The sequence below is a fragment of the Parvibaculum sp. genome, assembly GCF_049651025.1.
Classification (GTDB): Bacteria; Pseudomonadota; Alphaproteobacteria; order Parvibaculales; family Parvibaculaceae; genus Parvibaculum.
The window spans coordinates 1-10,832 of record NZ_JBASBH010000076.1 but is presented as its reverse complement, the minus strand read 5'-3'; the positions used below and the strand labels follow the sequence as shown (position 1 = coordinate 10,832).

Genomic DNA, 10,832 nt, shown 5'->3' with positions numbered 1-10,832 from the left:
CCGGAATGCAGCACGGGCGGCGCGGCGTCGGTGGAGAAAGCCTTGAAGCCCGCATCGGTGGTGGCGAGGTTGCGCGTGTTGTTCGACACGACGCTCATCTGCACGAATAGCGAGGTCTCGAAGGGCATGGTCGCGCCATTTCCTCCGTGAACGTCATTATACTGCTTGTCCATGAAAATATAAGAACCGCCTTGCAGCTCGGTGAGCACGCGGGCTTCGGGGTCGATGTCGAAGCTGCCGGTGCCGCCACCCGTGACGATGTCGCAAGGCAGGCCCGCCGCCTTCAGCGCGTCGCGCGTTTCGCCGAGCAGCTTCATTGCGGCAAGCGACTTTTCGCGGCGTTCGGCGAAGTCCTCAATGTGCATCACATGGCCCGCATAGCATTGAAGGCCGCGAAGCGTGAGCGATCCCGAGGCGTGCACCTGGCGGGCAAGCGCAAGCACAGGCTCGCCCGGCGCGATGCCCGTGCGATGGAGGCCGGGATCGAGATCGACCAGCACCTTCAGCGGCTTTCCCGCCGCGCGTGCGGCATCCGCCAACGCTTGCGCATTTGCCGGGTTGTCGACGGTCAGCATCAGGTCTGAAATCTTCGCGTTGAGCGCCATGGCGCGTGCGATGCCTTGAGCCGTGACGACCGGCGAGGTGACGACGATGCTCTGAATGCCGCCCTCGCCCATCGCTTCGGCCTCGCCGAGCTTCGCGCAGCATTGGCCGATAGCGCCTGCCGCGATCTGCGCCCTGGCGATGGTGACGGATTTATGCGTCTTTGCATGGGGGCGCAGCGACAGGCCGTTGCGGCGGCAATGCTCGGCCATCAGCGCCACATTGCGCTCGAAGGCGTCGAGATCGAGCACGAGGGCAGGTGTCGCAAGTTCTGCACGCGAGCCCGGCTTTCCGATGAGCCCTTCGTTCACGAAACGGCCGGTCATGTCGCATTCCTCATTCTGCGTGAAACAGCGGTTATCCTATCCAGCGCAAGGAAAACCGCAACAGAACCTGCGTCACGCCGAACCATGACATTGATCCGCGTCTGGTGTATGCGAAGAAGGTCGAGAAATTTCATTGAGGGAAGGCCAGCGAAACGGGGCGAGACCCGGCACGCTGGCGAATGCATGGCAGTACGACCGAATGCAGCGGCAAATGTGAAGGCGCGGGGCGGCAAGGCCACGGGCCCGCAAGTTGCGCCTGCCAAGGCCGTCGGCACGGACAAGCACAGCCTCATCCTCGAAGCCGCCCTCGCTCTCTTCCGCCAATACGGCTATCGCCGCACCTCAATGGAGGACATTGCGCAGGCGGCTGCCGTCGCCAAGGGCACGCTCTATCTCTACTTCAAAAGCAAGGACGAGCTTTTCGAAGCGCTGGCCCGGCGCATCGCCGCCCAGATCGACGATGACGCCAAGGCCGTCGTCGCCCGCGATCTCGGCTTTGAAGACAAGGTGATGGCGCTCCTCGATGCCAAGCTCGGCTTCGTCTATCGCTGGGTGCTGTCGAGCCCGCATGCCGCGGAACTCACCGATCCGACCAGCCGTCTGCCCGCCGATGTTTTCGGGCCGCTCGACCGCAGCTTCCGCGCGGCCCTGACGCGGCTCTTCAAGGAAAGCGCGAAGGCGGGCGAAATCGACCTCAAAGGCGCGGGCCTCTCGCCCGAATCGGCGGTCGATACGCTGATCGCGGCCGCCCATGGTGCCGAGAAAAACGCCCGCGACGAGGCGGATTTCCACGACCGCCTGAACCGGATCGGCCGATTGAGCCTTCGCGGGCTGCGGCCGCAAAGCTAGGCCCGCGCGCGGCATCGCCCCAAAAAAACGGCGCATTTCCTTGATTATCCAGCCGATTACCCCGAGCCCACCTTGACAGTGAGGGGGTGGGAGCCTATTTCTGCGCGGAGCTGTTAGCACTCCCCTAGAGTGAGTGCCAAGGCTCTCAATCCACACGTTTCCCGCGGATCAACGCGGTTCCGAAACAGGAGACCTCAAGATGAAATTCCGTCCTCTGCATGACCGCGTCGTCGTGCGCCGCCTCGAGGAAGAGACCAAGACCGCTGGTGGCATCATCATCCCCGAGACCGCCCAGGAAAAGCCGTCGCAGGGCGAGATCCTCGCCGTCGGCCCCGGCGCTCGCAATGACGACGGCAAGATCCAGCCGCTCGACGTCAAGGTCGGCGATCGCGTGATTTTCGGCAAATGGTCGGGCAGCGAAGTCAAGATCGACGGGCAGGACCTGCTGATCATGAAAGAATCCGACATCATGGGCGTCGTCGAAGGCGTCAAGAAGAAGGCCGCCGCCGAATAAGGCTCGAAAACCCGAACAGGGTTTCGCGGGCTTTTTTGTTGCCCGCAGCTTTATCGACAGCCCAATTCGAATTCATAAGGAAGTGAACTCATGGCTAAAGAAGTCAAATTTGGTCGCAACGCGCGCGAGCGGATGGTGCGCGGCGTCGACATTCTTGCCGACGCGGTAAAGGTGACGCTTGGTCCGAAGGGCCGTAACGTCGTCATCGAAAAGTCCTTCGGTGCCCCGCGCACCACGAAGGACGGCGTGACGGTCGCCAAGGAAATCGAACTGGAAGATCGGTTCGAGAACATGGGCGCCCAGATGGTGAAGGAAGTCGCCGCCAAGACGAATGACACGGCGGGCGACGGCACCACGACGGCGACGGTTCTGACCCAGGCGATCGTTCGCGAAGGCGCGAAGGCGGTTGCCGCCGGTCTGAACCCGATGGACCTGAAGCGCGGCATCGATCTGGCCGTCAAGGTCGCCATCGAAGACCTCACGAAGCGCTCCAAGAAGGTGAAGTCGAACGAAGAGATCGCCCAGGTCGGCACGATCTCGGCGAACGGCGAACACGAAATCGGCAAGATGATTGCCGAAGCGATGGCCAAAGTCGGCAACGAAGGCGTCATCACGGTTGAAGAAGCCAAGTCGCTCGACAGCGAACTCGAAGTCGTCGAAGGCATGCAGTTCGACCGCGGCTATCTCTCGCCCTATTTCATCACCAACGCCGACAAGATGGTGACGGAACTCGACGAGCCCTTCATCCTTCTCCATGAGAAGAAGCTGACGAACCTTCAGCCGCTGCTCCCGATCCTGGAAGCTGTCGTGCAGTCGTCGCGTCCGCTCCTCATCATCGCGGAAGACATCGAAGGCGAGGCTCTCGCGACCCTCGTCGTCAACAAGCTGCGTGGCGGCCTGAAGGTTGCCGCCGTGAAGGCGCCGGGCTTCGGCGATCGCCGCAAGGCCATGCTCGAGGACATTGCGATCCTCACGGGCGGCCAGGTGATCTCGGAAGAACTGGGCATCAAGCTTGAAAACGTGACGCCTGACATGCTCGGCAAGGCCAAGCGCGTCAACATCACGAAGGACGACACGACGATCATCGACGGCGCCGGCAAGAAGAAAGACATCGAAGGCCGCGTCAGCCAGATCAAGCGTCAGATCGAAGACACGACGTCGGATTACGACAAGGAGAAGCTGCAGGAACGTCTCGCGAAGCTCGCGGGCGGCGTTGCGGTCATCAAAGTCGGCGGCGTGACGGAAGTTGAAGTGAAGGAACGCAAGGACCGCGTCGACGACGCGCTCAATGCAACCCGCGCGGCAGTCGAAGAGGGCATCGTCCCCGGCGGCGGCACGGCGCTTCTGATGGCCACGAAGGCTGTTGCGAAGCTCACGAACGACAACACCGACATCCAGGCGGGTATCAACATTATCCGCAAGGCTCTCGAAGCCCCGATCCGTCAGGTCGTCGAGAACGCCGGTATCGAAGGTTCGATCGTCGTCCAGAAGGTTCTGGAATCGAAGGTCGCGAACTTCGGCTTCGACGCGCAGAACGAAGAATATGTCGACCTCGTCGCGTCCGGCATCATCGACCCGACCAAGGTTGTCCGCACCGCGCTTCAGAACGCAGCCTCGATCGCTGGCCTTCTGATCACGACGGAAGCCATGATCGCCGAAGCTCCGAAGAAGGACGCAGGCGGCGCCGGCGGCATGCCCGGCGGCATGGGCGGCATGGGCGGAATGGGCGGACTGGGCGGCATGGACTTCTAAGTCCCGCTCTCAAACGCTCCGAATACAGAAGGGCCGGTGGAAACACCGGCCCTTTTTGTTTTCCGTCACTCCGGGGCTCGTTCCCGGGTTCCATAGCGGACCGGCGGTGAGTGAAGCAAGATGGGTCCCGGGAACAAGGCCCGGGACGACGCTCAGTTTTTGGCGGGGCCCCAGACTTTGATTTGACCGGAAACATATGGCGATCTATTTTCCTCCCACTACCGGTCGTTACATATCCTCCGCGCGACTGGCGATTTGAGATGGGCAACCATCGGGGAGCGTGGAGACTGATCTGAAAGCCGATCGCCTGGGCAGCATTCATAGCTGGCCGGGCGTTGTCATTTTTGGCTTTCAGGAGATCGATCTCATGCCTCAATCCGCCGAACGCGCAGAGCTTGCTGCGTCCGACCCCGAGATTCTCGCCGCGCTGGAAGGCGAGGAAGCGCGGCAACGCGCGGGGCTGGAACTCATCCCGTCTGAAAACTATGCCTTCCCCGAAGTGCTGACGCTGCTCGGCTCGGCCTTCACCAATAAATATTCGGAAGGCTATCCGGGGCGGCGCTATTACGGCGGGCAGGAATATACCGACCGCATTGAAAGCCTCGCGCGCGAGCGGGCCTGCGCGCTGTTTCGCGCCGACCACGCAAACGTGCAACCGCTTTCCGGCTCGCCGATGAACCAGGCCGTTTATCTTGGCCTGCTTGAGCCGGGCGATACGATCCTTGCCATGGACCTCTCGCATGGCGGGCATCTGACGCATGGCGCGCCCGTCAGCCATATGGGGCGCATCTTCAATTTCGTCCGTTACAAGACGGATCCACGCGACGGCGCGATTGATTTTGAAGCGCTGCGCAAGGTGGCGCGGGAGGCAAAGCCGAAGATGGTTGTCTGCGGCTACTCCTCCTATCCGCGCGACTATGACTATGCCGATTTCAAACGGGTGGCCGATGAGGTTGGCGCGCTGACCATGGCGGATGTCAGCCATATTGGCGGGCTGATCGCCGCCAATGTCATGCGCAATCCGCTGGATGCCGGGTTCGACGTGATGACGACGACGACGCACAAGTCGCTGCGCGGTCCACGCGGCGGCCTTATTCTCTGCAAGGCGGAGTTTGCAAAGAAGATCGACGCGTCGGTTTTTCCCGGCCTGCAAGGCGGGCCGCATATGAACCAGGTGGCGGCGGCCGCAACGACGTTCCGTCTCGCCGCGACGCCCGCGTTTCGCGCATATGGCACGGCGGTTCTCGCCAATGCCAGGGCGCTCGCCGCTGCGCTGACGCGCCGACAGGTGAAGCTCGTCACCGGCGGCACGGATAATCACCTCATGGTGCTCGATGTGGTGCAGAGCTTCGGGCTTGATGGCGCGAAGGCGCAAGCCGCGCTCGACCGCGTTGACCTCACCACCAACAAGCAGGTGATCCCCGACGATCCGCTGCCGCCGATGCGCCCTTCCGGCATTCGCCTCGGCACGCCAGCGGCCACCGCGCGGGGCATGGGCGCGGCGGAGATGGAGGAGATTGCAGCGATCATTGCCGAGACGCTGCGCGCGGGAGGCGATGCAGAGGCCGAGGCTTTGCTGGCAGCACGCACACGGGCGCTGACGGCGCGGTTTCCCGTGCCGGGGCTCTAGGCGCCGTCGCCGCCGAGAAAGGTGCGGAGTTCGCTCCGCATCATTCGGCGATATTCCGCGATCAGCCGGTCGCCTTCCTTGCGCTCAACCGCAATGGCAAGGCGCACCGCTGCGCCCGATAGCTGCATCAGAAGGAAGCACGCCGCTTCAAAGCGCGCGTGATCGCGCTTCCTGACGAGCGGCTTCAAAGCATTGAAGACGAGCTGCCCGTTCTCGCGGCTGTCTTCAATGTCGAGCGCCTGCAGCGCCTTGTCCGATTGCGTGCCCGACCAGACATCGCGCACCACGGGCTCGTTGAGGAAGGTCGCGTAGTAGTTTTCGAGAATGCTGTCTATGCGGGCGAGCGCTTCATCGCCGCTGTCTATGCCTTGCAGACCGACATGCAGCCCCTCGCGCACGCGCTCCATGAAGCGCATGGCGAGCAGGCGCAAGATCGCCGCCTTGTCCGGAAAATATTGGTAGAGCGAGCCGATGGGTATGCCCGCCCGCGCGGCCACCTCGGTCATGCGCACCGTGTCGCTGCCCGTTTCGGCAATCAGCTCCGAAGCGGCGGCGAGGATGCGCTCGACACGGGCTTTTGCGCGCTCCTGCGTCGGCTGGCGGCGGGCTGTGGGGGCGGCACTCATGGGGGTTTTCCGAAAATCTTCTTGCCGGGGGATCGGGACAGGTTTATCACATATCACAAATGTGAGGAACATTCACTTATTTGCGGAGAGGATCATGGCGGCAAATGTCGGTCCGGTTTGCGTTGTCGGAGGCGGGCCTGCGGGGCTTGCGCTGGCGCGCAGCTTCAAGGCGCTGAACATTCCTTTCGACATTTACGAGCGCCATTCCGATGTCGGGGGGCTTTGGGACCAGACGAATCCCGGCTCACCCGTTTACAACTCGGCGCATTTCATCTCGTCGAAAACGCAATCGCATTACATCGACTACGACATGCCGGAGGATTATCCGGACTATCCCTCGAACCGGCAGATCCATGCCTATATGCGCGGCTTTGCCGACACCTATGGATTGCGCGATCATATTCGTTTCAACACCGGCGTCACCGAAGCTGCGCGCGAGGGCGATGGCTGGCAGGTGACGCTTTCGAACGGCGAGACGAAGCGCTATGCGGCGCTTGTCTGCGCGACGGGCACCAACTGGCATCCAGCCATGCCGACATATCCCGGCACTTTCACCGGCGAGATGCGGCATGCCAGCACCTATCGCTCGATGGATGAGTTTCGCGGCAAGCGCGTGCTCATCATCGGTGCGGGAAATTCGGGCTGCGATATTGCCTGCGATGCGGCGCAGTCTGCGGACAAAGCATTCATCAGTCTGCGGCGCGGTTATCATTTCATTCCCAAACACATCTTCGGATTGCCCGCCGATGTGTTCGCGCATAACGGGCCGCAATTGCCGATGTGGGCGACGCAGCGCATTTTCGGCGTCATGCTGCGGCTTCTCAATGGCGATCTGACGCGGCTTGGTTTGCAGAAGCCCGATCACCGGATTTTTGAAAGCCATCCGATCCTCAATACGCAACTCCTGCATTTCCTCAGCCATGGCGACATCAAGGCCAAGCGCGATGTGGCGCGCTTTGAGGGCAAGGTCGTGCATTTCGTCGACGGCACATCGGAAGAGATCGATCTGGTGCTTTGCGCCACGGGCTATAAATGGAAAATTCCCTACGTCGATCCGGCGCTCTTTCACTGGAAGGGCGGCAAGCCAGATCTCTATATGAACCTTTTCAGCCGCGAGACGCCGGGGCTTTACGCGCTGGGCTACATGGAAACGAATGGCGGCGCTTACAAGCTCTTCGATGAAATGGCGGACCTCATCGCGCGGACGATTATTGCACGCGCCAATGGCGGCGAGGCGGCGCGCAATGTCGATGCGATGATCGCCAGCGACAGGCCGGACCTTTCGGGCGGCATCAAATTCGTCGGTTCGGATCGCCATGCCACCTATGTCGAGATCGACGCCTATCGAAGGCAGATGGCGCGGCTGCGCAAGCGCTTCAACTGGCCGGAACTGAAGGACGGCACATTCGAACATCTGCGCGTGGGTGCGCGGAAGGCGGCGGCGGAATGAAGAAGGCACTCATCACGGGCGGCGGCGGCGCCATCGCGGCTGAAATCGCGACGCGGCTCGACCGGCGCGGCTATCGGCTCATTCTTGCCGATATAAACGAAGCGCGCATGGGCGAGGTGGCAAAGCGCCTGTCGCATGAGCCGGTGCTGGTGTGTGCCGATCTTTCGACGGCGGATGGGGTCGCGACGCTCTCCCGTCTCATCGAAACGGAACATGGCGACCTTGCGCTGCTCGTCAACAATGCGGGCTATGTGGAGCCGGGCGACATTGCCGATCTCACCGCCGATGTGATCGACCGGCACATTGCGATCAATCTGATTGCGCCCATGCAGCTTGCGCGTATTGCGGCGCGCCTCATGCGTGCGCGCAAGAGCGGCGATATTCTTTCCATCGTTTCGATGGGCGGCATTGTCGCGCTGAAAGGCAGCGCATCCTATGCCGCATCGAAATTCGGGCTGCGCGGATTTCTGACGTCGATCCGCTCGGAGCTTGCGGGCGATGGCGTTCGCGTCATGGGAGTTTTTCCAAGCGGCGTCGATACGCCGATGCTGCGTTATGAGGCGGTGCATAGCAGCGGCTCGGCGCTGAATTTCGTCGGCAAGGTTTTGACGGCGGCGGAAGTGGCGGATGCCTGCATGAATGCGCTCGATAGCGGGCGGCTTGAGACTTACATCCCTTATGGCGACAGCATCACTTCGCGGATCATCGGCGCGTTTCCCTGGCTGATCGAGAAGGTTCTGCCGCGGTTCGAGAAGGCGGGGGAAAAGGGCCGCGCGAAGTTTCGGGCGGAGCGAGGGATTTAGGGGGCTTCCGGTGTCAGTGCACCATCAGCACCACGCCCTGCCCCAGCAGCACCGTGCCGATGGCGAGCGTGATGCGCTGGCTCCAGAGACGGAAATTCGTGTCGGTCATGCCGTCGAGGACGCGCTTTCCCGCCGTCGTGCCGAGCATGGATAGCGGAATGACGGCGACGAAAATCCACCAGGGCAAATTCACGTCCGGCGCGTCTTCCGAAACAGCGCGGATGATGATGCCGAAATAGACGAGTTTCTGAATATGGCTGAAGGTTTGCGTCACGGCTTTTGTCGCGACGACCTGATGGCGCGTCAAAGTCGTGCGTACGAAGAACACGTCGAGCAGCGCGCCCGCGACACCTGCCGTCAGATTGAGGAGCGTGACGAAGAAGCCGCAGATTTCCGCCGCACCTTTTTTCGAGATGTCGAGCGCCCAGCGCTGCGGCAAGGCGGCGGCGATGAAGGGCACGACGCCGAGCAACAGATACATGGTCACTTTATTGGGCACGTAAGCGATGGCGGAGAGAAGCGCCAGGCCGAGCAGCGCGCCGATGAGATAGCGCCCGAAGATTTTCCAGTCGATGTCGCGGCGGTTGAGAATGGCGCGATAGCCGTTGGCCGTCGCTTGCGTCGCGCCATGCATGATCATCGCCGCGCTGACCGGCAGCACAAAAGCGAGATAACCCATCAGGATCATGCCGCCCGACATGCCGAAAACGCCAGAAATGGCGGAGGTGATGAAGGCAACGGCGGCGATGGAGGCGGCGAGAAAGAGGCTCATGATCTTGTCTTTTACTTACCTGTATTTTTCACAACATCGCCCTTCCCTTGCACACAAACAAGGCAGTTTTCCTCAAAGTCCTTGTGATCTATGATCACATACATGAGCGAGCAGAAACCACGCCATGTCTTGCCGCCGCTGGGCGGCCTGCGCGCCTTCGAAGCCGCCGCGCGGCTTGGCAGCGTGACGGCAGCCGCCGACGAGCTTTGCGTCACACATGGCGCGGTTAGCCGTCATATCAGGGCGATTGAGGATTGGGCGGGCGTCGCGCTTTTCGATCGCATCGGCAAACGGTTGAAGCTGACGGAGGCGGGGCGCGCCTATCGCGATGCGCTGTCGGTCGCCTTCGACGGCATTGCGGCGGCATCGACGCGGCTGAAGGAGACGGCGCGCAAGACCACGTTGCTCACCATCAATGCGCTGCCGACGCTTGCCATGCGCTGGCTGCTGCCGAGGCTCGCCTCGTTTCAGAATCGCGTCGGCGATGTCGAGTTGCGGCTGGTGACGTCGGACGAGACGGTTGCGCGGCTGCCGCAGGGATCGTTTCACGTCGCGATCCGCCGCGAGATGGCGCCCTGGCCGAAAGGTTTTGGGGCCGCACCGTTTCTGGTCGAGCGCGAAATTCCGGTTTGCGCGCCGAAGCTCGCCAAGGCGCTGAAGATCAAGTCCGCCGTCGACCTTGCCCGGGCGACGCTGCTGCATGCCGATACGCGGCCCGGCGCATGGACGCGCTGGCTCGAGGCGGCAGGCGCTGCGGGCGTCGAGCAACATGCAGGGCGGCAACGCTTCGATCATTTCTATCTGGCATTGCAGGCGGCAAGCGACGGGCTTGGCGTCGCGCTCGGGCCATTGCCGATCATTGCAGATGATCTGGCGACGGGACGTCTCGTTGCGCCGCTCAAGGGGCCGGAACTCGCGTCGCGAGGCTATTGCTGGGTTGTACCGGAGGCGATCGCAGGCGATCCCGCCGTGGTGGCGTTTTGCGCATGGCTTGAGGAAGAAGGGGGAGGCGATTCCAAACCTTTATAATCCGTCATGGCCCGGTCAAGCCGGGCCATGACGAAATCGAATAGGCAGGAACCCCTTACTTCTTCAAACGCTTCTTCAAGCGCTCGACCAGCTCATTCCGTGAGCGGAAAATATATTCTGCGGCGCTCACCGTTACGGCATCGGCACCGCCTTCGCGGAGGCGAGTGGCAACGGATTGCAGGTGCTCGCGCGGGCAAAGGAGCGAGAGCGCGCCTTCGCCGGGTTCGGCGGTGCAGGAAAATTCAGCACCGAGTTCCTTGACGAGCTTTGCGCGGTTGAGCTTGCCGCGCGCGGCAATGACGACCTGCGCTTCGGCGGCAAGTTTCGCATCGATACGGTCGAGCATGACGCTGGCGGCCTTGATCGCGGCGGCGTTCCAGTCGGCGCGCAGGCTTGCGGCGAGGTTAGCCTGGCTTTTCAGCATGACGCCGTCATCGAGGATCTTCAGATTATTGGCGACGAGCGTCGAACCTGTCGT

General features: G+C 62.0%; 10 protein-coding genes, 1 pseudogene and 1 riboswitch. Of the genes and pseudogenes, 7 read left to right on the top strand and 4 right to left on the bottom strand.

The window, feature by feature from the left end:
* On the bottom strand, window positions 1-929 hold a 929-nt coding region (locus tag WA943_RS10405; RefSeq protein ID WP_424469807.1), incomplete at its 3' end, for a DSD1 family PLP-dependent enzyme.
* A gap of 183 nt (window positions 930-1,112) precedes the next feature.
* Here WA943_RS10405 and WA943_RS10400 point away from each other — a divergent pair.
* The 4 genes from WA943_RS10400 (at window position 1,113) to glyA (ending at window position 5,674) form a co-directional block, all read left to right on the top strand.
* Entirely contained in the window at window positions 1,113-1,778 is a 666-nt protein-coding gene (locus tag WA943_RS10400; protein ID WP_424469806.1) for a TetR/AcrR family transcriptional regulator, read from the top strand.
* Window positions 1,779-1,977: 199 nt separating this feature from the next.
* Window positions 1,978-2,292 carry a co-chaperone GroES gene (locus WA943_RS10395; protein WP_424469805.1) on the top strand — a complete coding sequence of 105 codons (315 nt, stop codon included), beginning with the start codon at window positions 1,978-1,980 and terminating at the stop codon, window positions 2,290-2,292.
* 90 nt (window positions 2,293-2,382) lie between these two features.
* Entirely contained in the window at window positions 2,383-4,044 is a 1,662-nt protein-coding gene (gene groL / locus WA943_RS10390; RefSeq protein WP_424469804.1) for a chaperonin GroEL, read from the top strand.
* 233 nt (window positions 4,045-4,277) lie between these two features.
* Window positions 4,278-4,364: riboswitch (ZMP/ZTP riboswitch) on the top strand.
* A gap of 47 nt (window positions 4,365-4,411) precedes the next feature.
* Window positions 4,412-5,674: a serine hydroxymethyltransferase gene (glyA, locus tag WA943_RS10385; RefSeq protein ID WP_424469803.1), complete on the top strand. Its 1,263-nt coding sequence runs from the start codon at window positions 4,412-4,414 to the stop codon at window positions 5,672-5,674.
* On the opposite strand, the gene WA943_RS10380 is transcribed toward glyA, so the two are convergent.
* The gene (locus WA943_RS10380; protein WP_424469802.1) at window positions 5,671-6,300 is read right to left on the bottom strand and encodes a TetR family transcriptional regulator; all 630 of its coding nucleotides are present in this window, start codon (window positions 6,298-6,300) and stop codon (window positions 5,671-5,673) included. The genes glyA and WA943_RS10380 overlap by 4 nt on opposite strands.
* A gap of 94 nt (window positions 6,301-6,394) precedes the next feature.
* On the opposite strand from WA943_RS10380, the gene WA943_RS10375 reads away from it, so the two are divergent.
* Together WA943_RS10375 and WA943_RS10370 are read left to right on the top strand one after the other, a co-directional pair.
* The gene (locus WA943_RS10375) at window positions 6,395-7,750 is read left to right on the top strand and encodes a flavin-containing monooxygenase (RefSeq protein ID WP_424469801.1); all 1,356 of its coding nucleotides are present in this window, start codon (window positions 6,395-6,397) and stop codon (window positions 7,748-7,750) included.
* The gene (locus WA943_RS10370) at window positions 7,747-8,553 is read left to right on the top strand and encodes an SDR family NAD(P)-dependent oxidoreductase (protein WP_424469800.1); all 807 of its coding nucleotides are present in this window, start codon (window positions 7,747-7,749) and stop codon (window positions 8,551-8,553) included. Before WA943_RS10375 ends, WA943_RS10370 begins: the two co-directional genes overlap by 4 nt.
* 13 nt (window positions 8,554-8,566) lie before the next feature.
* Here WA943_RS10370 and WA943_RS10365 read toward each other — a convergent pair whose 3' ends face one another.
* Window positions 8,567-9,325 carry a TSUP family transporter gene (locus WA943_RS10365; protein WP_424469799.1) on the bottom strand — a complete coding sequence of 253 codons (759 nt, stop codon included), beginning with the start codon at window positions 9,323-9,325 and terminating at the stop codon, window positions 8,567-8,569.
* Window positions 9,326-9,427: 102 nt separating this feature from the next.
* Here WA943_RS10365 and WA943_RS10360 point away from each other — a divergent pair, with 102 nt between their 5' ends.
* Complete coding sequence (locus WA943_RS10360) at window positions 9,428-10,354, top strand: LysR substrate-binding domain-containing protein (RefSeq protein WP_424469798.1); 927 nt, start codon at window positions 9,428-9,430, stop codon at window positions 10,352-10,354.
* A 55-nt stretch (window positions 10,355-10,409) separates the two neighbouring features.
* Here WA943_RS10360 and WA943_RS10355 read toward each other — a convergent pair.
* Window positions 10,410-10,832 (bottom strand): annotated as a pseudogene (locus WA943_RS10355) (ATP phosphoribosyltransferase); the annotation flags it as partial.